Annotated in this window: 23 protein-coding genes; 16 read left to right on the top strand and 7 right to left on the bottom strand. The window is 63.8% G+C overall.

The window, feature by feature from the left end; genetic code table 11:
* Positions 1-119 precede the first annotated feature (119 nt).
* Positions 120-398, top strand: a complete 279-nt coding sequence (locus JFC13_RS04040; RefSeq protein ID WP_198395826.1) for a GlsB/YeaQ/YmgE family stress response membrane protein — start codon at positions 120-122, stop codon at positions 396-398.
* 186 nt (positions 399-584) lie between these two features.
* Here the strand turns inward: JFC13_RS04040 and JFC13_RS04035 are convergent, their stop codons facing one another.
* Genes JFC13_RS04035 through JFC13_RS04025 form a run of 3 tightly spaced genes read right to left on the bottom strand, consistent with a single transcriptional unit; the run spans position 585 to position 2,033 of the window.
* A complete protein-coding gene (locus JFC13_RS04035) occupies positions 585-986 on the bottom strand; it encodes a hypothetical protein (RefSeq protein WP_198395825.1) in 402 nt (133 codons plus the stop codon).
* The gene (locus JFC13_RS04030) at positions 979-1,473 is read right to left on the bottom strand and encodes a hypothetical protein (protein ID WP_198395824.1); all 495 of its coding nucleotides are present in this window, start codon (positions 1,471-1,473) and stop codon (positions 979-981) included. Before JFC13_RS04030 ends, JFC13_RS04035 begins: the two co-directional genes overlap by 8 nt.
* The gene (locus JFC13_RS04025) at positions 1,470-2,033 is read right to left on the bottom strand and encodes an RNA polymerase sigma factor (RefSeq protein WP_198395823.1); all 564 of its coding nucleotides are present in this window, start codon (positions 2,031-2,033) and stop codon (positions 1,470-1,472) included. Before JFC13_RS04025 ends, JFC13_RS04030 begins: the two co-directional genes overlap by 4 nt.
* Positions 2,034-2,227: 194 nt before the next feature.
* On the opposite strand from JFC13_RS04025, the gene JFC13_RS04020 reads away from it, so the two are divergent.
* The 5 genes from JFC13_RS04020 to JFC13_RS04000 are packed head-to-tail and all read left to right on the top strand — an operon-like array spanning position 2,228 to position 4,421.
* A complete protein-coding gene (locus tag JFC13_RS04020) occupies positions 2,228-2,695 on the top strand; it encodes an Asp23/Gls24 family envelope stress response protein (protein WP_198395822.1) in 468 nt (155 codons plus the stop codon).
* 14 nt (positions 2,696-2,709) lie between these two features.
* Positions 2,710-2,892, top strand: coding sequence for a DUF2273 domain-containing protein (locus JFC13_RS04015; protein WP_198395821.1), 183 nt, complete (start codon positions 2,710-2,712; stop codon positions 2,890-2,892).
* 4 nt (positions 2,893-2,896) lie between these two features.
* Positions 2,897-3,265, top strand: a complete 369-nt coding sequence (locus tag JFC13_RS04010) for an Asp23/Gls24 family envelope stress response protein (RefSeq protein ID WP_198395820.1) — start codon at positions 2,897-2,899, stop codon at positions 3,263-3,265.
* On the top strand, positions 3,262-3,831 hold the full coding sequence (locus tag JFC13_RS04005) for a DUF6286 domain-containing protein (RefSeq protein ID WP_198395819.1): 570 nt from the start codon (positions 3,262-3,264) through the stop codon (positions 3,829-3,831). Before JFC13_RS04010 ends, JFC13_RS04005 begins: the two co-directional genes overlap by 4 nt.
* Positions 3,828-4,421, top strand: a complete 594-nt coding sequence (locus tag JFC13_RS04000) for an alkaline shock response membrane anchor protein AmaP (protein ID WP_232488178.1) — start codon at positions 3,828-3,830, stop codon at positions 4,419-4,421. Before JFC13_RS04005 ends, JFC13_RS04000 begins: the two co-directional genes overlap by 4 nt.
* 294 nt (positions 4,422-4,715) lie before the next feature.
* Here the strand turns inward: JFC13_RS04000 and JFC13_RS03995 are convergent, their stop codons facing one another.
* Entirely contained in the window at positions 4,716-5,489 is a 774-nt protein-coding gene (locus tag JFC13_RS03995; protein WP_198395818.1) for an SDR family NAD(P)-dependent oxidoreductase, read from the bottom strand.
* The gene (locus JFC13_RS03990) at positions 5,486-6,310 is read right to left on the bottom strand and encodes a thioesterase family protein (protein ID WP_198395817.1); all 825 of its coding nucleotides are present in this window, start codon (positions 6,308-6,310) and stop codon (positions 5,486-5,488) included. The genes JFC13_RS03995 and JFC13_RS03990 overlap by 4 nt, the downstream gene beginning before the upstream one ends.
* A gap of 117 nt (positions 6,311-6,427) precedes the next feature.
* Between JFC13_RS03990 and JFC13_RS03985 the strand changes: the two genes are divergently transcribed.
* The 8 genes from JFC13_RS03985 (at position 6,428) to JFC13_RS03950 (ending at position 16,664) form a co-directional block, all read left to right on the top strand.
* A complete protein-coding gene (locus JFC13_RS03985; protein WP_198395816.1) occupies positions 6,428-7,222 on the top strand; it encodes an exodeoxyribonuclease III in 795 nt (264 codons plus the stop codon).
* Positions 7,223-7,642: 420 nt separating this feature from the next.
* Positions 7,643-10,087 (top strand): response regulator transcription factor, encoded by a 2,445-nt coding sequence (locus JFC13_RS03980; RefSeq protein ID WP_198395815.1) that lies wholly within the window; start codon positions 7,643-7,645, stop codon positions 10,085-10,087.
* Positions 10,088-10,207: 120 nt separating this feature from the next.
* On the top strand, positions 10,208-11,125 hold the full coding sequence (locus tag JFC13_RS03975) for a GTP pyrophosphokinase (protein ID WP_198395814.1): 918 nt from the start codon (positions 10,208-10,210) through the stop codon (positions 11,123-11,125).
* Positions 11,126-11,182: 57 nt separating this feature from the next.
* On the top strand, positions 11,183-12,061 hold the full coding sequence (locus JFC13_RS03970; RefSeq protein ID WP_198395813.1) for a DUF5926 family protein: 879 nt from the start codon (positions 11,183-11,185) through the stop codon (positions 12,059-12,061).
* A gap of 75 nt (positions 12,062-12,136) precedes the next feature.
* Complete coding sequence (locus JFC13_RS03965; RefSeq protein WP_198395812.1) at positions 12,137-12,952, top strand: glycosyltransferase family 2 protein; 816 nt, start codon at positions 12,137-12,139, stop codon at positions 12,950-12,952.
* Positions 12,949-13,887 carry a prephenate dehydratase gene (pheA, locus tag JFC13_RS03960; RefSeq protein ID WP_198395811.1) on the top strand — a complete coding sequence of 313 codons (939 nt, stop codon included), beginning with the start codon at positions 12,949-12,951 and terminating at the stop codon, positions 13,885-13,887. The genes JFC13_RS03965 and pheA overlap by 4 nt, the downstream gene beginning before the upstream one ends.
* 198 nt (positions 13,888-14,085) lie before the next feature.
* Complete coding sequence (locus JFC13_RS03955; protein WP_232488177.1) at positions 14,086-15,849, top strand: FAD-binding dehydrogenase; 1,764 nt, start codon at positions 14,086-14,088, stop codon at positions 15,847-15,849.
* Positions 15,850-15,851: 2 nt separating this feature from the next.
* On the top strand, positions 15,852-16,664 hold the full coding sequence (locus tag JFC13_RS03950; RefSeq protein WP_232488176.1) for an SDR family oxidoreductase: 813 nt from the start codon (positions 15,852-15,854) through the stop codon (positions 16,662-16,664).
* Positions 16,665-16,782: 118 nt separating this feature from the next.
* Here JFC13_RS03950 and JFC13_RS03945 read toward each other — a convergent pair whose 3' ends face one another.
* On the bottom strand, positions 16,783-17,715 hold the full coding sequence (locus JFC13_RS03945; protein WP_198395810.1) for an NAD-dependent epimerase/dehydratase family protein: 933 nt from the start codon (positions 17,713-17,715) through the stop codon (positions 16,783-16,785).
* Between the two features lie 77 nt (positions 17,716-17,792).
* Positions 17,793-18,572 (bottom strand): enoyl-CoA hydratase, encoded by a 780-nt coding sequence (locus JFC13_RS03940; RefSeq protein ID WP_198395809.1) that lies wholly within the window; start codon positions 18,570-18,572, stop codon positions 17,793-17,795.
* Between the two features lie 113 nt (positions 18,573-18,685).
* Here JFC13_RS03940 and JFC13_RS03935 point away from each other — a divergent pair, with 113 nt between their 5' ends.
* Positions 18,686-20,263 (top strand): Na+/H+ antiporter, encoded by a 1,578-nt coding sequence (locus JFC13_RS03935; protein WP_198395808.1) that lies wholly within the window; start codon positions 18,686-18,688, stop codon positions 20,261-20,263.
* Positions 20,264-20,385: 122 nt separating this feature from the next.
* The gene (gene clpB / locus JFC13_RS03930) at positions 20,386-22,986 is read left to right on the top strand and encodes an ATP-dependent chaperone ClpB (RefSeq protein WP_198395807.1); all 2,601 of its coding nucleotides are present in this window, start codon (positions 20,386-20,388) and stop codon (positions 22,984-22,986) included.
* Positions 22,987-23,044 lie beyond the last annotated feature (58 nt).

Genomic DNA, 23,044 nt, shown 5'->3' with positions numbered 1-23,044 from the left:
TACCAATGTCATAAAAGATCGGGCGAAGCTGTACGTTCCGTGAGAATCGGATCTACCATGGGAGACAGCTCCACCCAACAAGCCCGATCATCAGCTACTTCAGAAGGGATGTGAACCTCATGGGTTTCATCGCATATTTGATCCTCGGACTCATTGCCGGCGCCATTGCCAAGGCGATTCTGCCGGGCAAGCAAGGCGGCGGCATCATCGCCACACTCATCATCGGCGTCATCGGAGCCATGCTCGGAGGTTGGATCGGAGGCGCACTCTTCGGAGTCCAGATGGATGCGTTCTTCTCGCTGTCCTCCTGGCTGTGTGCGATCGGCGGCGCGCTGATCGTCCTCATCATCTGGGGCTTCATCACCAACAAGATGGGCAAGAAGGACAAAGCAGCCTGATCATGATCTGACTCAGGCACGATTCGACCCTTGTCGAGTCACGCCCAGCGTGTGAAGAGGCTCGGAATCCAGCACTGGATTCCGAGCCTCTTCACATTCACCCGCAGTCCCAGCTATCACCTGCGGTCCCAACTGCCATCGGCAGTCCCAGCTGCCGCCCACCGTCGCCGACGGCTGGTCGCGCGACTACCCCCGGCTGACGACGCGCAGGTCGATGTCGAGCCGTCCGCTGACCTCCACGGCCCCGCGAGCGATGTCGGCCTCGACGACGGAGAAGATCTCATCGACGACCTCGGCGACCGCACGGGTGTGGTCAAGGTGAGCGTCGATCCTCACCTTCACACCATCACCGCCCCGGGTCACGTCAACGCCCACGGGCTCATCGCCGGTGCGGCGCAGCACCTTGGCCGTGGCGGTGGCGACCAGATCACGCAGTCCCGGTGCCAGGGCTCTGACCCCGGCGATCGAGGTCACGGAGTCAGCCAGCCGGGCCGACTCCACGACCTCTTTACCGCTGTTGCTGCCGTTGACAGAGCCATTGCCGCTGTACACGAGATTGGAGTCCTTCGACTCGCCACGATCAGTCAACGTACACATCCTCAGCATTGATATCGATCCGGGCCGCGGGGATCCCCAGCTCGGCCAGGACCTCGGCGGATACGGATCGTCGGATCGCCTCGGCGGTCGGGGCGAAGGAGATGCCGGCGCGCATGGCCACCGTCAGCGACACCATCGCCGCACTCCCTTCAGGATCCCCGGCAGGCTCGACGTCGACGCTGCGGGCTCGGATCCCGTCCACCGCATCAACGGCATTGCGCACAATTGAGCGCACCGAAGCGGTCGAGATCGAGAACGGGTGTCCCTGCTGTGTCTGCAGACTGGTCGAGGGCCCCCGGTACAAATCGTCTCTGACCAGCTGCAGGATGCGCTCACGCACTCCGGCCGTATCTTCGGGCTCGGGTTGGAACGTGCTCATGTATTCGTCGATGACACCGCGAAGTTGGGCGTCTGACTCCCGCTGGGAATCGTCGCTCGTCTGGTCGGGTTCAGAGCCGGAGCCGACATGCTCGTTCATGTCCATCCTTCCATCCCCTCCATGATGGCAGTGCGGGCTCTGTGAATTCGGCCGCGCACACTGCCTTCACTGATACCCAGAGTTGTCGCCACCTCGGCGTAGCTGAGGCCTTCCATCTGGTGGAGTACCCACGTTACCCGCTGTTCTGATGAGAGCGTCTGGAGAACGTCTGAGAAATGCTGCAGAGCTGTACGCGCCTCGACGGACTTCTCAACCGAAGCCCGCCCATCCGCGTGGATGCTCATATCGTCGGGATCCTGCGCGTCCGAAGGTCTGGCCATCCTCCTGCGCAGCAGGTCGGTGCACTTGTTCGATGCCAGACGGTAGATCCACGTGCCGAAAGCGGCCGGCTCGGTCAGAGCATTCATCGATTTCCACGCCTGCACCAGCGTGTCCTGCACGACGTCTTCCGCGTCCTGCCGGTCGCCGAGCGTGCGCAGGCAGAATCGCAGGAGCTTCGTCTCATACCGGTCAACCAACGCCTCGAAGGCGTCGATATCGCCCTCTCTCGCGCGCACAACGAGGGTGACGATATCGAAGCGATCATCGTGCCTTGTCATATCCACATCGTATGTGACCGCAATCGCCGTGAGCATGTTCGCCACGTCGGGACGAACCTGTTTCACCGGCGAGAAGATCTTCACCGGCGAGAAGATTCTTTCGCAATCATGCGTGAGGTTTGTCGGTCATGCGCGTCTGTACTCATAACTAGCCTGTTCTCGCAACAGGATCGTCGAAGCAACAAGGAAGACAGATGCCAGAAGACCAGCACTCCACCGTTTCCCAGCAGCCCAGGACCGACGATTCGGTTCGCAGCCCTCTCGTGACCGACATGGGCAATACCACGATCGCTGAGAACGTCGTCGCCAAGCTCTCCGGCATCGCCGCCCGTGAGGTCCCCGGCGTGTTCGGGATGGGCAATGCTGCACGCCGCACCTTCGACGCCCTCGCCGAACGCATCCCCGGCTCGCAGACGAATGTCTCCGGAGGAGTCTCCGTCGAGAAGGGTGAGAAGCAGACTGCGATCGACCTCACCATCGTCGTGGAGTACGGAACGTCGATCGTCGACGTCGCCGAGGCGATCCGTCGCAACGTGATCCGTGCCGTCGAGCAGGGCACCGGCCTCCAGGTCGTCGAGGTCAACATCGAGGTCGCTGACGTCCATCTCCCCGGCGATGACGATGATCAGCAGAACACCGATGACACCGTCGAACTCAACTGAGACGAAGGACTGACATGTCGAAAACTCTCATCGGGCTGTTCGTCGGACTGACGCTGGGCATCGTTGCGTTCTTCGGTGGTTTCCTCGCGTTCCTCATCGTCGCCATCTGCGGCGGGCTCGGGCTGGTCATCGGCCTCGTCCTTGACGGACGTCTCGATCTCAGCGCGCTGAGTTCGCGCTCGACGACCCGGAGGTAGCATCGTGGCTTCATCACGTGGTGGCCTCACGATCGCTGACCGAGTCATCGAGAAGACGGCCTCCCAGATCCTCAAGAGTCTGCCCGGGGTCGGCGGCGCGAAGTCGGGCCTGTTCGGGTTCGGTTCGAATGCCGACCTCGACAGCCGTCCCAGCGTGGACGTGACCCTGTCCGGCCGCAGCTGCACCCTCGAAGTCCACCTGGGGCTGGCGTATCCCTCCCCCATCACCGAGGCGACCGAATCGGTCCGTCGTCGCCTGAGCACCGATGTCGAAGCACTCACCGGAGTCAGCGTCCATCAGGTCGACGTAGCGGTCAAATGGCTCAAACCTCACACCTCGGGGTCCGGAAGCTCAGTGAGGCACCTGAAATGAGTCCACGTCTGTTTCGGTCACGCCCGGCTCGCGTCGTCCCTGCCGTCATCGTCGCCATCGTCATCCTGGCCATCGCAGCGGCCCTCGGATGGGTCGCGATCGCCGCAATTGCAACTGGCGGATCTGGGGACTCGGCACTATCGTCCGGGTTCTCCGGATTCGCGAGCCTCGGCGCGATGACATGGGGTGCGCCACCAGTCATCACTGCCGCTGTCATCATCGCGCTTCTGGGACTGATCCTCCTCGTCATAGGGATCTCACCAGGAGCCAAACGCAACATCGGTTATCGCACGGAAGCGCCAGAGCACATCGAACGCTTCGAGGTGATTCTGCCGACCTCGGCCCTGGCGAGCCTGGCAGCGGCAGCGGCGGACTCCGTCGACGGCGTTTCGAGCGTCCGTGCCGCATCCAATGCCTCGTCGACGATCGTCACCTTCTCTACTCCCGTACGTGACAATGACGGGATCCGCCGCGACGTCGATGCCGCAGTCACCCAGCGCTTCGCTTCGATCGCGTTCAACCGCACGCCCACCGTCAAAGTCCGCGTACAGAGGAGGCAGGCATGAGACGAATGGCCGCAGGTGCCAATCGCACCGGTCTCATCATCGTCGGGCTGATCTCCCTCGGGGCCGGATTCGCCGCGCTCGCGATCAGCTTCGGTCTGGCAGCGACGGCGGCACCCGGCCTGTCGCCGGACGCGCAGCTGCAGCCAATCGCCGCGGTGTTCGCATTGCCGTTCTCCGCAGGCATCGCGCTGGTGGCGGCTCTCATCCTGGCCATGATCGGGGTCCGTTGGCTCGCTGTGCAGGTCCCACGGAAGGATTCCGCCAAGCCCCTGCGCATGCAGGAGGATTCTCGGAGCGGTGTGACCACAGTGACGGCAAACGTCGTTGCCGCTGCCGTGGAAGATGACCTCGAAGCCACCCCTGAGGTCGTCGATGCGCAAGCCATCCTGCGCGGAACTGCGCGACGACCCGAGCTCATCCTCCACGTCGATGTCGACGAACGCGCCGATTTCGATACGGTCGTCGCCGACATCGCAGAACGCGTAGCTTGCAACTGCAGCCAGGCTCTTGGCGTCCCGCTTTCCGCCGTGGGAGTGGAGATCGGAATCGCCCGGTCACGTCAGAGGAGGCAGCGCAGTGTTCAGCTGTGAATGACAAAGACCCCGGGGCGCGTAATCGCGACATCCCGGGGCCCTCGCAGCACTCCCCTCGAGTACCCGGACGCATCCCCATACGTCCGTTGTGTCCACCCGATCCCCACCGGGCGAACACCATTATTGGATCACACATCGATCCCACTTGTAAAGATTGTTCTGCCCTCTCTGAATCGCGCCGTGGCGTTTCACCGAGCCCTAACACCCGATAAAACCCCAGGTCACAGGGTTCACTGAAAATAATTCAAGACTCAACTTCATACGGCGGGTCGCAATTCCGCTGCTGCGACCTCAGTGATCGTCTCGCCTGCTGAGAGTAAAACCGGTCGACCCCCAGCGCACCAGAGAGCGGGGAACGAAGCGAGCGACCCGAGCCGCCAGCCCATAGCTCGCCCCCGGGATCGAGACCACCTTGCCGCGTCGCGCATCGCGTAAGGATGCGGCGACGACCTGCTCCACACTCAGCCAGATCCATCCGGGTCCCGGTCGGTCGACGCCGAGTCGTTCGTGGAACCTGGTGCGAATGAATCCGGGCAGCACGACGGTGGCCGTCACAGGGCTTCCGCGCAGCTCACCGGCGAGAGCTTCGGTGAAGATCACGGTCGACATCTTCGAGGCCGCATACTGGCCCATCGTCGTCAGCGCCGCCATTGACGAGACATTGATCAGGCCGCCGCGCCCACGCTCGCGCATCCGCCTGACCGCGGACAGAGAGAGTTCGCGCACCGCGCCGGTGAGCACCATATCCTGGTCCTCGAGCTCCGAGATCTCCGACTCGAGCAGACCTTGCTTGAGTCCGTATCCGGCGTTGTTGATGAGCAGATCGATCCGCGAGGAATCGATCACGGTCCGGACCACGTCGATGCCGGCTCGGGTCGACAGATCGGCCAGAACAACCTCGGCGTGGGTGCCGCTGTCATCTTCGATGCTCGTCGCCAGCTCCTGGAGACGGACCTCATCACGGGCCACGAGGACCAGGTCGTACTGATCGGCGGCGAGGGCACGTGCATACCCGCGCCCCAGCCCTGAGCTGGCACCGGTGACGAGTGCGCGCGGTCTCGTCACTTCGCGCCTTGGCCCACGCGCACCGTCAACGACTGAGCAGCGGTGCCGATCGGCCCGTTCACGTCGCTGAGGACGCTTGTGGTCTCACCGATCCCGGTGGGGCCGAACGCAACCTTCGTCTCGAAGCCGACCCAACCTGGTTCGGGGACTCGGGTGAGGTGGATGGTGAGGTCGACGTTGGGGAAGAACGTCGTCTTCGGGTCTTCTCTCACGGCCAGCCCATTGGCGGTGTCGACGAGTTTCACGAAGGCCGCGGTCGCGGGATCGTCCTCCCCGTCGACGAGCGGATAGGGGGACCTGATCCAGGAACGGGCGAATCCGGGACGGGCGTCGGCGAACTGACCGCCGCCCAACGAGGCGATGAAGCCTCCACCCCAGCGGCCGGTGAACGGGACGGCGGGAGCTTCTTCGGGCTCAGGCAGAGTCGGCCATTCGTCGCCGACGACGTCTCCGGTGTCGCCCGGCAGCAGGCGCCAGACTCTGGCGTGGACGCTCGTGCGCTCACCGTGGCGCATGCTTGCCTCGATGAGTTCGATGGTCCGACCAGGTCGGATGACGTTGACGTCGATGGTGAATTCGCCCGAATGGATGACGCCGAGTATGTCGAAGCTGACCCGCGAGACCATCTTGTCCGAAGGCAGCCGGCGTTCGATCTCCGCCAACACCAGCCCTGCGGCCGGGGCCAGATGCTGTTCGCCCGGCTGCCACGCACCCTGACTGTGCAGCGTCGAGACGAAGGCCTCCGGTGCCGTGCGCACATAGTAGGAATCGGGGCAGGCGGCACCGTCGTGGCCGAGATGTTCGTTGCGTGCTTCAGGCATGAACCCAGGCTATCGGTATCGGACCGGCGCCGAGGCGATGGGGCCAGCGGGTGCGTCCGCTGGCTTGTTCTGCCCGTTGAGCTTGGGCCTGCGGCCGGGACAGCTTAGGGTGGGAGAGTGAGAATCGCGAGCTGGAATGTGAACTCGATCCGCGCCCGACACGACAGAATCGGTGCTTGGCTGGATCGCTCAGACGTCGACGTCCTGGCCATCCAGGAACTCAAATGCAAGGACGAACAGTTCCCGAAGGAACTGTTCACCTCCCGAGGCTATGAGGTCAGCTTCCACGGCCTCAACCAGTGGAATGGCGTTGCAATCGCCTCTCGAGTGGGCCTTGAGGACCCCGAGATCGGGTTCGCCGGCATTCCCTCGTTCGGCGACGACGAGCCCGTGGTCGAGGCCCGTGCTCTGTCAGCGACCTGCGGCGGAGTCAGGGTGTATTCGCTCTATGTCCCCAACGGTCGTGAACTCGACCACCCTCACTACACCTATAAGCTCGAATGGTATCGGGCGCTGACTGCCGATATCTCTGCGCAGCTGCGCGATACTCCTGATAAGAAGCTCGTCCTGTGCGGCGACTTCAATGTCGCGCCTCTGGATGAGGACGTCTGGGACATGGAGGAGTTCGACGGACTCACCCACGTGTCCGAACCCGAGCGCCAGGCCTTCAACGCCCTCCTGGACGCGGGGCTCAGCGAAGTCACTCGGCAGTTCACACCTGGCCCTGGGGTCTACACTTTCTGGGATTACCAGAGGCTGGCCTTCCCGAAGAAGAAGGGCATGCGCATCGACTTCGAACTCGCCTCACCGTCCCTGGCCGCGCAGGCCACCGGCGCGGAGATCGACCGCGAGGAACGTAAGGGCAAGGGCGCGTCCGATCACGCTCCCGTCATCGTCGACTTCGACGTGTGAGGCGCCGCTTCACACCGCAACCACGCCCCACAGATTCACCCACTGGAGCACCAACCGCACCCCACAGCTTCTCTCACCGCAGCGCCCCCTCAGCTGCACGCCAGTGTCACCTCGGCCGTCGCCGCACGCCGCTGCACTCCGCGGTCGACACTCCTACCGCGGCCGCCACGGAGATGCTCGGCACCGATGCGGATCCCTGTCAATGCTGATCCGTATTGACGAAACATCACTTCAAAGGTGATCCTTGAGGAAAATGTGTCGCTGTTCATTCCCCGAAACGCTGCGCAGGCATTTTTGAACACAGGCTTAGTGAAAATCACATCATAATGACATTGAGTAAGCAGAATTCGATCACGGAGATCGGATAGATTACTCAGTGGTAGATAATCCCCGTATCCCCGCTGCCAGAGGTCCCCAACCATGCATGATTCCGCTGACCAGAGCGGTCCCGTTTCCCCGACGGCCCCCTCGCCAGGTGATGGCGTCTTTCCCGGCGAGCGCGCGACGACGGTCCGCTCCTTCGCAGCTGGCCTCGCCGACATCGCGCCCGAACTGCCTGACACAGTGTGGAAGAATCTGTTCCAACAGACGTCTGGCCACCTCCTGGCGGGCCGGGCCGTTCTGCAGGGCGCTGACTCAATAGGACAAGACCTCTCTGCAGTCGATGCCGATCACTACTCGGATCTTCCTTCCGCCGACGTTCTCACGCAGATCAGACGTCAGGCACCGGACAGCCCCGAGCTGAGGTTTGCCCATCTGCTGTCATTCATGCGCGACGTCAACGCCGACACCCTCGCAATCGCCGCCGGCGCCATGCCCCATCTGGGATCGTTTTCCATACCCGCTGCTCCAGAGGACACACGTCCGTTCGAGGTCTCTGACCTCTCAGCGCAACTGAACGAAGACGGCGTGCTGCTCCCAGCTCTGGACCGCACCGGTCACCACACGATTGCTCCTGTCATGAGAACGATCTTGAGGCGCCTCTACGACGCCAGAGATCGACACAGCGAATCACGGTCCCGCCGAGCACTTGGTGCAAGCGCCGCCGAATGGCTGCAGGCCCCGGCCGCATATCAGTCCGAGGGCTTCGACGAAGCTCTGCTGCAGGCTGCGGAGACCGGAGAGTGGAAGGCACTGACAGAACTCTGGGCTAACCGGGGTCATGCACTCATGGTCGACCATTTCGACGCGACGCTCGAGGCGTTCTCGAAGGTCCCTGAGGCCCAGGCTCACAACTCGGCGGTATTGGCCGAGGCCTTGGGCGACTGTCTGCAGGTCGACGAAGTCAGACGGCGCCTCGGCGTCAACGACGCTCTGACCGTTCTCAACGAAGTCAACTTCGAGCATGCGGCAGTCCCGACGCTCGACTCGCGGCTGGAACGGATCAAGGACGGCGACTTCACCGTCGATGACATCATGATCATGGCCATCGCATCGATGCGGCGCCAGAAGCTGCTCGGCCAGTCGGACCAGGGCGTCCACATCGCCCGAGCGGCCCAGGAACTCATCAACGACACCCGGCATTTCCAGTCGGCACCCAGCCGGCTCTGCGAAGCACGATTTCACCTCGAATATGGGATCACCAGCATGTTCGTCGGCGATCTCACGGAAAGTGCCCAACTGCTGCGTCGGTCGATCATCCTCACAGAGCTCGCCTCCGCGTCCTCCCCTTATCTCCTGCTCCCGGCGCACGCCTACAGCGCCCTGGCACACGCGATGCTCGGAAACGGGCCATCGAGTGACGTGCACCTACGCCACTTCGACGAACTCAAGGAGCGGACTCGCTTCAGCAGCCCCCACACGCTCACCGCCTACTCTCTGGCCCGCATGATTCGTGCCATGGACGCACTGGACCTCGACGAGGCAAGTCAGTACTCGGCACGTCTGGCCGACCCCTCTCTGGGTCATCACTCGTGGCTCGGAGTCGTTCAGTACAGATCACTGTTCGCCATTCTGCACAGCGATGTCGGGATCGAGGCCAAACGGCTGCAGCAGGTCATCGACACCAATCGCTCATCCTTGCCGGCTGACGGACTCCTGCTGCATACTCTGCAGCTCACTCTGGTCGGCCTCCACCTGGCTCAGGGGCAGACTCACCTCGCCCAGAACGTTCTGCTCGATGCCGAGACCGAATCGCCGTACATCATCCTGGCCAGAGCTCAGCTCCATCTGACCATCGGCGAACACGGGACCGCGGCGCACCTGGCGAACAGAGTTCTGTCTCAGAATTCACTCGATCTGCACACCAAGGCCTCTGCTCGAGCGGTTCAGGCTGCCAGCCTGTTGGGCAAGGGTGAACTGGTCGAGTCAGATTCTGCGTTCGTCGACGCGCTCGAGTACTGCAGGATCGCGGCCAGCCTCATTCCCGTTGCGATGGTTCCCAAGTCTCTGCGCGATCAGCTGATCGAGCGCAGTTCCAACGCCGCCGAGTGGGATCTGATCGCACCGGTCTTTCCGACCGGACCCGGACCTGTTGACGACCCTGGTTCAGCTGACGAAGTCGGACTGGCTGACGGACCCGGACCTGTTGACGACCTCCGCTTGGGCGAGACCCGCTTCGGCGACGGTTCCATCGGCGGGCCCGGCGGACTCGGTGCCGGGGAGCGACTTCGGCAGCGGCTGCTGAGCTTCGGGGAGACACTTCGCATCCGCGCCGGTCACACCCTGCTCAGCCCCTCGCAGAGGCAGCTCCTGGCCCTGCTGGACACCCAGTCGTCTGTGTCCGCCATCGCGGCTGAACTGAGCCTTGTCGAAGGTACGGTCAAGAACAAACTGTCGAATCTCTACGCGCGCCTCGGCGTCCGCAATCGTCGGGATGCGCTGGCTCGCGGCTACGAATACGGGTACCTCCCCACCGATCGCTGACGGCTGAGCCGTCGCCCAAAGCACCGCCCGCATCTTCACGAAGAAAGCTTCGCGCGGAAAGCATGGACATCCACCTCGTCTTCTGGTGAAGTTGAATCAGGAGCTAGGAAGGTGACGAGGATGTCAGCAACAGTCCGCGAACTGGTCGACGAAGCCTACGAAAGGCGCGAGTCGACGTGGAGGGCCGCCCTGGAGACGGTCAACGATTGGGTCGAGGCCGCGTGCTCGGGCTCCGCGCTGTTGTCGGGTGAGAGAGTCACTGTCGGCCGCGGACGGATCAAGGACCGACTCCGAGCCGGGGAGAAGCTGCGCCGCAAACTTGCCGATGCCAATGACGAGATCCATGAGGCCGTCGAGGTCGAGAACCAGGTCATCGATGTCGTCGGTGCCCGTGCCGTGTGCCGCACCGAGCGTGAACAGACGGCGCTGTGGGATCTGCTCACCGACAGCAATGACGAATCGAATCTCTCCGTCGCCGAGGTGCGGGACTACTTTGCCCAGCCCAAGCCCTCCGGTTATCGCGGGCGCCATCTCATCATCGAAGTTCCCTTCGACGCCGAACCATCGGTGCTCGTTGAGCTGCAGCTGCGCACGATCATGCAGGATGCATGGTGCGTGCTCGCCGAGGAGCACCTGTTCAAGCCCGGTCAGGCACTGAAATCGGACGCCCAGCAGGAGCGTCTCTCAGTCGTCCTCTCCGGTCTTCTGGCCCAGGCCGATGTGGTTGCCGGTTATATCGCCGACGATGTCGGCGCCTATCTGGGAATGGGGAACGCCTCACCACCTCGGACCGTGACGAATGTCGATGCCGCGGCTGAGGTTCCGTCGATAGAGGTCACCATCCGCGAGCTCAATCATTCCTATGTCCTCGCCGCCGACGAGGTCGGTCGGCACGGGATCATCCGCCTGGAGAACCTGGGACTCACTCCGGAGAATCCCGAGAGGTCGGCCTTTCCGAGCCCAGGCGACAAACTGCAGGTGACGATGGACGAGTCGAACACCACCCGCTACTTCATCCCGGTGGCCGTGCAGCGCTGATTCGTCCCGGTGAACGGGATGCTTCCTGAGTCGCCAGACCGACTAGACTTGTTTTCCATGGGTAAGAAGTCGAAGCGTTCCAAAGAAGATGTCATTGCCAAGCGACTGGCACGTGCAGAGGCCACGGCCTTCGTTGCGCGTCCGTTCGAGGGCCTGCCGTTCGAGGCGGACCTCATCTGCCTGCGCGAGCTGGTGCCGGCGGCGACCGCCTCGGCGAAGCTGAAAGAGGAGTTCGGTGGTCAGGAGATCACGGTCACCTCTCTGCTGCCCGCCGCGTGGCAGGCCTGGCACCGTGAGGACGGCCAGATCCTGGCTGGAATGCAGGTTCCGGTGTCATCCACCGATGCCTCCCGCGATGTCGCGCACGGCATCCTCGCCGCAATCGAGGCGCAGCCGGGGACCACGATCGAGGCGACGACCGAACCCGGTCAGGGTCCGCGTCTTCAGGACATCCTCGACACCGACCACCCGTTCGAGATCCGCGTGCTCGAGACCTTCGAATACTGGAAGCTGCCAGAAGCCGAGACGGACTCCGATGTCGCAGCGGCACTCGAACAGGCCAATGACTCCATCTCCCCCACGGAGAAGGTCGTCTCCGTGAAGTCCGCGTACTGGACCGAGATGTCCGGCCGCACCTACGTGCGCTGGGCACGGCCCGAGGGCGAGGATGCACTCGTCGACGCTCTCGCCCGTCTTCAGGTCGAGGGCCTCAACGACCTCGGCGGCCCCGGCACGTTCCTGGGCTACTTCCGCGCGCACGGCATCGTCGTGCCCGTCTGGGAACTGAAATTCGGCACACAGGTCGATGACATCGAAGAGCCCATCGCCGAATTCGGCAAGCGCATCGAGAACGCGATGAACACGAGTGAACCTCTCAGCACCGAGGCGCGTCGTGCACGCTCGGGCATCATTGCCCGCCAGCTGACCATCCACTGAGTTCCGTCGCCACGGCCACCGGCGGGAGTCGATTCGACTCCGCCGGTGCGTGAGCCGGACAGGAGAAGAGTTTCCATGCCCGAACAGTCGAATCCCGCACACCCGGATGCCTCCTCGGCGACTGCTCCGCGCGCGATCGCTGCGATCATCCCCGCGATGAACGAAGCCGATCGGATTGCAGCGACGGTGCGCAGCACCAAACAGATTCCCGGTGTCGACATCATCATGGTCGTCGATGACGGTTCCTCCGATGACACCGGTGCCCACGCTCGCAGGGCCGGCGCCGAGGTGGTCACCCACCGCAAGAACAAAGGCAAGGCCGCGGCGATGATGACCGGTGCGTTCGCGATCCGCAATCGTGAGATCTCCGATTCAGATCCCGACCAGCACCCCGACCATCGCGCTCTCCTCTTCATCGACGGAGATCTGGAGGATTCAGCACTCAACACGGCCCCGCTCGCTGCACCTGTCCTCGCCGGTGACGCCGATATGACGATTGCAATCCTGCCCGCCCAGAAGCGCAAGGGCGGCGGATTCGGCTTCGTCGTCGGGCTCGCGAAGAAGGGCATCGCCGAGCTCAGCGGATTCGAAGCGACCCAGCCGCTCTCGGGCATGCGCTGCCTGAGCCGTGAGGCCTTCGACGCGGCGCTGCCATTCGCCGCTGGCTGGGGCGTCGAAACAGCAATGACGATCGACGTCATCAATGCCGGGCTTCGTGTCGAAGAGGTCGAATGCGATCTCCACCACCGCGTCACCGGCAAGGACCTCAAATCACAGATGCACCGTGCGGCCCAGTACCGCGATGTCGCGCGCGCCATCGTCGTCCGCAGACTGCGCGCTGAGAAGCTGAGTTCAAAGAAGCCGCGTACGCAGAAGGAGTCGTCGAAGTGAACGCCGATCGCTACGCCTACCTGGGCCCCGAGGCCACATTCACCGAGGCAGCACTCCTGCAGTACCTCGACTCCCACGACCTGCGCTCGAGCGCGTTGACCCAGCCCATGCGCAATGGAGCCGCAGCCTTGGACGCCGTCCTCGACGGCGACTGCCTGGCTGCTGTGGTGCCGATCGAGAACTCCATCGAGGGCGGTGTTCCCGCCACCATCGATGCCCTGACCGATCATGGTCGGCTGCAGATCATCGCCGAGGTGGTCGTGCCCGTTCGCTTCGTCCTGGCGGTGAAGCCGGGGACCGATCCCAGCACGCTGACGTCGTTCGGGTCCCACCCGCACGGTGAGGCACAGGTACGCACGTTCATGTCCGCGAACTTCCCCGATGCCGTCTACCGCCCGACCTCATCGACGGCCGCGGCCGCACGGGATCTGGCCAACGACGCCGCCGACCATGTGGCGGCCGTATGCCCTGCCATCGCCGCCGAACGCTACGGTCTCGAGATCCTCGCCAACGACATCGGGGAACGCCAGGATGCCGAAACCCGGTTCGTCGTCGTCACCCGTCCCGGCACCATTCCCGCGCCGACAGGGTCGGACAAAACCACGGTGGTAGCCTCACTGCGCTCCGACCGCGCCGGTGCGCTGCTGGAGATGCTCGAACAGTTCTCCAGCCGTGGTGTGAACATGTCGCGCATCGAATCTCGGCCCACTGGTGACGGGCTCGGCCTCTACCAATTCTCCATTGACTTGTTGGGCCATGTGCACGAGGCCAGAATGGCCGATGCCCTGCAGGGAGTCCACCGAGTGACCCGCAGTCTGAGCTTCCTCGGCAGCTATCCCAGTGCATCGAAGACCACGGTGCCCCTCGACCCGACGACCACGGACGACTCCTTCGCGGCCGCCTCCGCCTGGCTGGATTCGACGCTGAACGGCTGAAGCCGCTGAGTTCGAACCGCCGCGATCTTGCCGAGCTTCACGTAGCCGTCGTGATTGTGGACTCCCGTTCGATATCCTTGCTGATATCGAACGGGAGTCCACTTTCAAGCCTGGCGCGTGGGGGTTCTGCCGGCTCGGAGAACAATAGTCTGAGTATGCACGGGTCGCACGGCCCACACATCGACGAAGGAGTCGCCCATGGAAATCACTTCACCGGCCACCGGTTCAGAAGCAACCGGCACCAACAGCGCGCACGGTGGCACCGAGGATTACGACGCTATCGTCGTCGGGGCCGGCCTCGCGGGACTTGTTGCCGCCCATGAGCTCAGTCTCGCCGGGAAGAAAGTGCTCATCCTCGACCAGGAGAATCGGGCCAACCTCGGCGGTCAGGCCTTCTGGTCCCTCGGCGGCCTCTTCCTCGTCGACTCCCCCGAACAGCGCCGACTCGGTGTCCACGATTCCCTCGACCTAGCGCGCCAGGATTGGGCCACCTCGGCGGGCTTCGATCGGGACGAGGACAACTGGCCCCGGCAATGGGCCGAGGCATACCTGCAGTTCGCCGCCGGAGACAAACGCCGCTACCTGCACGATCTGGGGCTGCGCCTGACACCGATCGTCGGGTGGGCGGAAAGGGGCGGGTCCGGCGCCTCCGAACATGGGAATTCCGTGCCGAGGTTCCACCTCGCCTGGGGCACCGGCCCCGAGGTGGTCAGAGTCTTCCGCGAACCAGTGGAGCGAGCGGAATCCGCGGGCCTCGTGACGATGGGCTTCCGGCATCGTGTCGATGAGCTGATCGTCGAAGACGGCGGCAATGGTGAGTACGGCCATAGCGACGGACGCGGTGTCGTCGGGGTTCGCGGACGAACACTTGCCCCCAGCCACACCGGCAGAGGGGTTGCTTCGAACCGCGAGGAGCTCGGAGACTTCGAACTCCGTGCTCCCGCGGTCATCGTCACCAGCGGCGGCATCGGACACAATTTCGAACTCATGCGTCAGTACTGGCCGATCGAGCGCCTCGGCGAATTCCCGCAGAAGATGCTCGCCGGAGTGCCCGCCCATGTCGATGGACGGATGCTCCAGATCTCCGAGGACGCAGGTGCGAGCCTGATCAATCGGGACCGGATCTGGGCCTATACGGAGGGCATCGAGAACTGGAATCCGGTCTGGCCGAACCACGGGATCCGCATCATTCCAGGACCCTCGTCACTGTGGTTCGATGCCGAGGGCAATCGCTTCCCCGCGCCGAACTACCCCGGTTTCGACACCAACCGGACCATGAAGACCATTCTGTCGACCGGCCACGACTATTCGTGGTTCGTGCTCAACGAGTCGATCATCCGCAAGGAGTTCGCGCTCTCAGGCTCGGAGCAGAATCCCGACATCACGAAGAAGGACTGGCGCCTGACCCTCGACCGTGTCCGGTCCTCCGATGCGCCCGGCCCGGTCGAAGCGTTCAAGCGCTTCGGCTCCGACTTCGTCGTCGCCGACACCACCGAAGAGCTGGTCGCCGGGATGAATGAGCGCTCCCGGGGGCCCGCCATCGATCATGACCACCTCGTCGAACAGATCATCGAGCGTGATCGGCAGATGGATCACACATTCTCCAAGGATGCGCAGGTGCAGGCGATCCACAATGCCAGGAACTACCTCGGCGACAAGATCGTACGGGTGCAGAAACCACACAAGATCCTCGACCCCGCCCACGGGCCGCTCATCGCGGTGCGGTTGAGCCTGCTCTCACGCAAGACGCTGGGCGGCTTGGAGACGAACCTCGACGCCCAGGTCATCGGGGGAAGCGGCACCCCGATTCCCGGACTGTACGCCGCTGGCGAGGTCACGGGCTTCGGCGGCGGAGGAATGCACGGCTACAACGCGCTGGAGGGAACCTTCCTGGGCGGGTGCATCTTCTCCGGGATGCGCGCTGGACGAGCCGTCGCGAAAGGCTTGGGAGCGGAGCGCTGACCATGGTGAACACAGATCTCACGGTGCTCGTCACCGGCGGCACCTCCGGCATCGGTGCCGCACTGGTCGGGGTGCTGGCAGACAGAGGCTGCACGGTCCTGACCACGAGCCGAGACCCTGAGCGGATTGGGAAATCGGAGCGGGTCCCCGGCGTGCGCTATCTTCAATTGGATCTCGCCGATCCCGACAGCCTCGAGGCTCTCGGACACGAGGTCGCCGAGGTCGACGTTCTCGTCAACAACGCCGGCGAGAGCCAGTCCGGTCCTTTCGAAGAACTCCCGCCCGAGGCCGTCGACCGCCTGTTCCGGACGAATGTCTTCGGGCCGGTGCGGCTGAGCCAACTCGCCCTGCCCGGCATGCGCAAACGGCGTCGCGGCCGGATTATCATGGTCGGTTCAATGCTCGCGAGCTTCCCCCTGGCACATCGCAGTTCCTATGTCGCGGCCAAGGCGGCCCTGCGCGGATTCGCCACGGCCGCGCGCCAAGAACTCTCACCGTTCGGGGTCTGGATCAGCATCGTCGAGCCCGGGTCCATCGCCACCGGCATCGGCAACCGGCGCACGAAGTACCTCAACCCCGGCTCCGTCTACACCGACGATGTGATCACGATGCTTTCGCACCTCGATGACAATGAGCGGCAGGGAATCTCGCCCGAGACCGTCGCTGCAACCATCGTCAAGGCCATCGACGCCGCCAAACCTCGCGAATTCTATGCTGTGGGCAGCCGGTCACCGTTGCCGTTCCTGCTCAAACGAGCACTACCGCGGAGCGTGGTGTCGCGGATCATCGCCGGCCAGCACGGGCTCAAGCGGTGAGTTCCCCACGATCCCACGGCCCTGGCTCTCGGCGCTGAGGTCACGCTGGGGCTGTTGAGGCTACTCACCGAGAGCTGCTGGGGCTGCTGACCGAGAGCGGCAGTTGACCCGAGAGCTGCTACTGGAATCGTGAGGGCAGGAGGAACTGCGTCGTCGAGATTCCCAGCACCCGCTGCTGACGAGTGAGATTGTAGGTGCGATCGTGCTGGAGGTACTCGACGAGGAACAACTCGGTGCTGTTGCCGCGTTTGAAGAATGTCTTGATCTTCAGCCCCAGCTTCGCAGCGAAGAGCGCCTTGTCCTTCGCGATCGCCTCGATGACGACTGGGTCGTACTCCATGCGCGCGAAGTGAGTGGACACAGCGTCCTTGAGCTTGTACGGGGTCGGATCGCCGATGTTGAACGGGCCCGAGGCCGAAGGCACATCGACGCAGGCGATCGCCGCTCGCACGAGGTTGTCGATGTGGGTCAGGGTGAGCTTCTGCCTGCCGCCGCCGGGAAGTCGCAGGACCCCCTTCTTCGCCACTCGGCTCAGATACGGCATGAGCATCGACTCACCGGGGCCGTAGATCGCAGCCGGCCTGAGGATCGCCGCATCGGGTCGGATCCGCGTGACGAGCTGCTCAGCCAGAGCATGCGTCCTGGAGTAGGCATCGTGGAAATCGTTCGGGTCTTTGGGGCCGGCCTCTTCCCACAGGTCCGCATGATGCACGTTCGAGGAATAGACCGTCGTCGAGGAGATGTGTACGATCCGAGCCTTGGGGAATGCGTCGAGCACGTTTCTGGTGCCGGTGACCTTCACAGCGTAGAGCTCATCGTCATCGGCATTGACCTTCGAGAGGCCCGCGCAGTGGAAGACCGCGGTGGCCTTCTTCGCCAGAGACTCCACCGCACCGTCCGCGGGTTCCGTGATATCCCACTCTTGGAAATTCACACCGGGGATCTCAGGATCGCGCCGCCCCAGGGCATAGACCGTCTCGTCCCTGGTCGCCAGGGCACGGGCGATGGCGCCACCGATGAAGCCGCTGGCTCCGGTCACGATTACCGCCACGTCTGATCCTCCATCATCGTCTGAAGCGTCTCATCCGGTTCATCCGAACAAGTCCACAGTCATAGGAAATCACACTGTCAGTTCCGATGCTGCCACTGAGGTTCTCTCTTGTGCAGAAATGCGTCGATTCCCTCTTGTGCATCGGCTGCGACGGCGTTGTGCGCCATCACCTCCGACATGTGCGCATAGGCCTCTGCCAGAGGCAGATCACGCTGTTCGTAGAACGCTGCTTTGCCTATTGCCACTGTAGCCGACGAGGCTGACGCGACTTTCCGCGCCAGATCGGCAGTCGCTGTCTCGAGTTCGTCATCGGCGACCACATCGGAGACGAGTCCGAATGTCAGTGCATCGGCAGCGCTGAGGAAGTCTCCGGTCAGCAGCATCCGCAGCGCCGTCTTCGCCGGCACAACCCGGGTCAGCGCCACCATGGGCGTGGAGCAGAACAGGCCGATCTTCACCCCCGGTGTGGCGAATCGGGCCGACTGCGCAGCCACCGCCAGGTCACAGCTGGCGACAAGCTGGCAACCGGCTGCGGTCGCCACCCCTTGGACCTGCGCGATGACCGGCTGTGGGAGCGACTGAATCAGCTGCATGAGTTCAGAACAGACGGCGAAGGTCTCCTGCTGTGATTCCAGCTCGGCCCCATGGATCTCCTTGAGATCATGGCCGGAGCTGAATACGTGTCCTGCGGTGGACAGGATCACTGCACGGACGTCGGTGCGTTGCCCCACCTCGGCGAGGATGGCGATGAGCTCATTCATCACCGCACGAGACAGCGCGTTCCGAGTCTCCGGTTCGTTGATCGAAATCGTCGCGACTGCGTCGTCGGCCAGAGAGAATACAATTGAGTCAGACATAACAGCATTCTGCCAAAATATCGTTGGTCCGGCGCGGAAACCTGACGGGGATTTCCTTCGAGGTCCTCAGCTGGCGGTGCGCAGACATGCCACCCATACCGAGGGAGACGGCTATGACAACCCTGCTGATGATCATCGGATTCGGTGCGGCAACCAGCGTGGTCGTCGGCCTGGGCCAGAAGCTGCGTCTCCCCTGGCCTGCCCTGATGGTGGTCATCGGCATCGCCGGTGCATTCATTCCCACGTTCGCTGAGATCACCATCGAGCCCGAGCTCATCCTGCCCCTGTTCCTGCCCCCGCTTCTGTTCGCGGCAGCACAGAAGACGTCATGGGCGCTCTTCGCCATCCGCTGGCGCACGATCCTGGGAATGGCGGTCGCGTTGGTCGGCGTGACGGTGGCGGCCGTGGCCGGGACCGCGGTGCTCCTCATTCCCGGAATCACCATCGCCGCTGCGGTGGCGCTGGGAGCCATGCTCGCCCCTCCCGACCCCGTCGCCGTCGATGCGGTCGCAGGAACCGTGTCGATACCTCGGCGGATCATGTCGACCCTGCAGAGCGAGGGGCTGTTCAACGATGCCGCGTCACTCGTGATCTTCCAGACCGCGATGGCGGCGGCCATGGCCGGCACCGAGGTGGACTTCGGGCAGCTGGCCCTGTCCTTCCTCATCTCTGCGATCATCGCCATCACGGTCGGTCTCGTCGTCGTGTTCATCGTGTGGTGGGTGATGGAGAAGATCGACCATACGATCGCCCGCTCCTCACTCATGCTCATGCTGCCCTTCGGCGTCTACCTCATCGCCGAGCACCTCCATGCCAGCGGCGTCATCGCCGTCGTCGTGGCCGCTCTCGAGGTGCGCCGACGCGACGTCGAAGCCAATTCAGCCGAACGTGTCACCCAGGCCTCGACGTGGCAGGTCCTCGAGATGCTCATCACCGGCATCGCCTTCGGCCTCATCGGCCTCGACCTGCGCATGGTCGTCGAATCAGAGCATGCCGACCTGGGTCGAGCGGTACTGGTGGGGCTGGGCATCGCGCTCATCGTCATCGTTGTGCGGTTCGGCTGGCTGCTCATCGGAACCGTGTTGGAGAACAAGCGCCGGGAGGAGGATCCGGATGCCGCACCACTGAATATCAGGGATGCCACCCTCATGACCTGGGGCGGAATGCGCGGCTTGGCGACGATCGCTCTGGCTCTGTCGATTCCGGCGACCACCGCGACCGGGGAGCCGTTCCCCGGCCGCTCCTCCATCCTCGTCGCGGCCGCCGTGATCCTGCTGGTCACCTTGGTGCTGGCCGGGCTCACCTTCCCCACCATCGTCAACGTCCTCGGCATCGACGACGAGGCGGAGAAGGAGCGAGCGGACACCGCGGAGATCGCACGTCGTGCCTACAAGGCCGCGCTCCTCCAGATCAAGAACGACGACAACCTGCCCGACGAGGTGGCCGAGCCTCTGCGCGCACGCTTCAAGGTCCTCTACTCGCAGCTGGTGGGGACCTCTGACGACCAGGTCAGCGCGGAGCAGGCGGCGACGCTGAAGGAGAACCGCGAGGCGATGGCGAAGGTGCAGACCAAGGCACTGCAGTCCGCCCGCACGGAAGTGCTCAAGGCCCGACGCGAACGCGGCACCGATCCGGAGATCGCCGACAGAGTGCTGCGCCGATTCGATCTCCAATCCGTGCTGCTGAGGTGACGCAGACCCACTCGCTTTTTCAAAGTTGAGTGGAATAGACTCAACTTTGTTGGTGTTGAACTCTTCGAGAGCAAAAGCTGTTCACAGAACAGCTGCGAAGAACATTTGTGAAGGAGATGCGCATGGACGCACAGCTGACAACCAAATCTCGCGAGATGGTGCAATCGGCCATCAATGACGTCGTGGCTCGGCGGAACAATCAGATCGAGCCCGCCCACCTGGTCGCGGCCCTTCTGGACCAGCCGGACTCGCTGGCCTCGAACCTGGTGACGAAGGTCGGTGCCGACACACGAACCGTGCTGGCAGAGGTCCGCTCGGCCATCGAAGGCTTCCCCACCGTCAGCGGTCAGACCGTGTCCCAACCCGGGCTGTCACGGGCCGGACTCGAGATGATGAATCTTGCGCAGGAGGAGATGACCAGCCTCGGCGACCAGTTCGTGTCGACGGAGCACCTGCTGCTCGCCGCCGCCGCAGGCAAGGACGGCGCAGGTGAAGCCCTGCGCCGCAATGGTGCCGGTCGCGATGCCCTGTTGGCGGCTCTGCCGGAGCTGCGCGGAGGCAAGAAGGTCACCTCGGAGAATCCCGAGGACACGATGCAGTCCCTGGAGAAGTACGGCGTCGACCTCACGGCCACCGCGCGTGAGGCCAAACTCGACCCGGTGATCGGACGCGACAAGGAGATCCGCCGGGTCATCCAGGTCCTCTCACGCAGGACGAAGAACAACCCTGTCCTCATCGGCGAGCCCGGCGTCGGCAAGACCGCCGTCGTCGAAGGACTGGCCCAGCGGATCGTGGCCGGAGACGTACCCGAATCCCTGCGCAACAAGACGCTGATCAGCCTCGACCTGTCCGCGATGGTCGCCGGAGCGAAGTACCGCGGCGAATTCGAGGAGCGATTCAAGGCCGTCCTCGAGGAGATCAAGAACGCCGACGGTCAGATCATCACGTTCATCGATGAGCTCCACACCGTTGTCGGCGCCGGCGCCACCGGAGACTCCGCGATGGACGCCGGCAACATGCTCAAGCCGATGCTCGCCCGCGGTGAACTGCGCCTCGTCGGCGCGACCACGCTCGACGAGTACCGCGAGAACATCGAGAAGGATCCGGCTCTGGAACGCAGGTTCCAGCAGGTCTACGTCGGAGAACCCAGCGTCGAGGACACTGTCGCGATCCTGCGTGGACTCAAAGAACGCTACGAAGCCCACCACAAGGTCTCGATCAACGACGGAGCGCTCGTCGCCGCAGCAACGATGTCCAATCGCTACATCACCGGACGTCAGCTGCCGGACAAGGCCATCGACCTCGTCGACGAGGCAGCATCCCGGCTGCGCATGGAGATCGACTCGGCTCCGGTCGAGATCGATGAGCTCCGCCGCACCGTCGACCGCCTGAAGATGGAGGACATGGCCCTGTCCAAGGAAACGGACACGGCCTCGAAGGAGCGCCTCGGTGCCCTGCGTGCAGATCTGGCCGATCGGGAAGAGGAGCTGCACGGCCTCGAGGCCACCTGGGAATCCCAGCGTGCCGGCCTCAACCGCGTCGGCGAGCTCAAGACGAAGCTCGACGAGCTGCGTTCCCAAGCCGACAAGGCTCAGCGCGACACGGACTTAGAGACTGCATCCCGCCTGCTGTATGGGGAGATCCCAGCCGTGCAGAAGGAGATCGACCTCGCCGAAGCGGAGGAGGCGAATGCCGAATCCGAGACCGATCCGATGGTCAGCGACCGTGTCTCGAGCAACGACATCGCCGAGGTCGTCGCGTCCTGGACGGGCATCCCCGCAGGCCGTCTGCTCCAAGGCGAGATCGAGAAGCTGCTGGGCGCCGAGGATGTCCTCGGCAAGCGTCTCATCGGCCAGAAGAGTGCCGTGGGCACGGTCTCCGATGCGATCCGTCGCTCACGTGCCGGCATCGCCGACCCTGACCGCCCGACCGGTTCGTTCCTGTTCCTCGGACCCACGGGCGTCGGCAAGACGGAGCTGGCGAAGTCCCTCGCGGACTTCCTCTTCGACGATGAGAAGGCCCTGATCAGGATCGATATGAGTGAGTACGGGGAGAAGCACACCGTGTCCCGTCTCGTCGGTGCTCCTCCGGGTTATGTCGGGTATGACGAGGGCGGTCAGCTCACCGAGGCTGTGCGTCGTCGTCCCTACTCCGTCGTCCTTCTCGACGAGGTGGAGAAGGCGCACCCGAGCGTCTTCGACATCCTGTTGCAGGTCCTCGACGACGGTCGCCTCACCGATGGTCAGGGACGCACGGTCGACTTCCGGAACACGATCCTCATCCTGACCTCGAACCTGGGTTCGCAGTTCCTCGTCGACAAGTCGCTGAGTGCCCAGGAGCAGAAGGATGCGGTGCTGGGCGTCGTGAATTCGACGTTCAAACCCGAGTTCCTCAACCGCCTCGACGACATCGTGCTCTTCGATGCGCTGAGCACCGAGGAACTGTCCTCGATCGTCGACCTGCAGATCCAGCGACTGGCGTCTCGCCTGACCGAACGGCGGATCACGCTCGAGGTCACCGATGCCGCCGAGGACTGGCTCGCCCTCGAAGGCTACGACCCTGCCTTCGGCGCCCGCCCTCTGCGCAGGCTGGTCCAACGCGAGATCGGAGACAAGTTGGCCCGCGGACTGTTGTCCGGCGACGTGGCCGACGGCGACGACATCGTCATCGGCCTGCCCGAGGATCCGGAAACCACCGGCCTGGAGCTGCGCCCGAAGCGGTGATGTGCCCGGGGCGTGCGGCGCGGGGCGTGCGGCGCTTGCCGAAGCAGAGCGTCCCGGC

Origin of the sequence: Brevibacterium antiquum (assembly GCF_016107655.1) — a bacterium.
Lineage (GTDB): Bacteria > Actinomycetota > Actinomycetes > Actinomycetales > Brevibacteriaceae > Brevibacterium > Brevibacterium antiquum.
The sequence above is the reverse complement of the archived record's forward strand: the minus strand, read 5'-3'. Positions and strand labels throughout refer to the sequence as shown.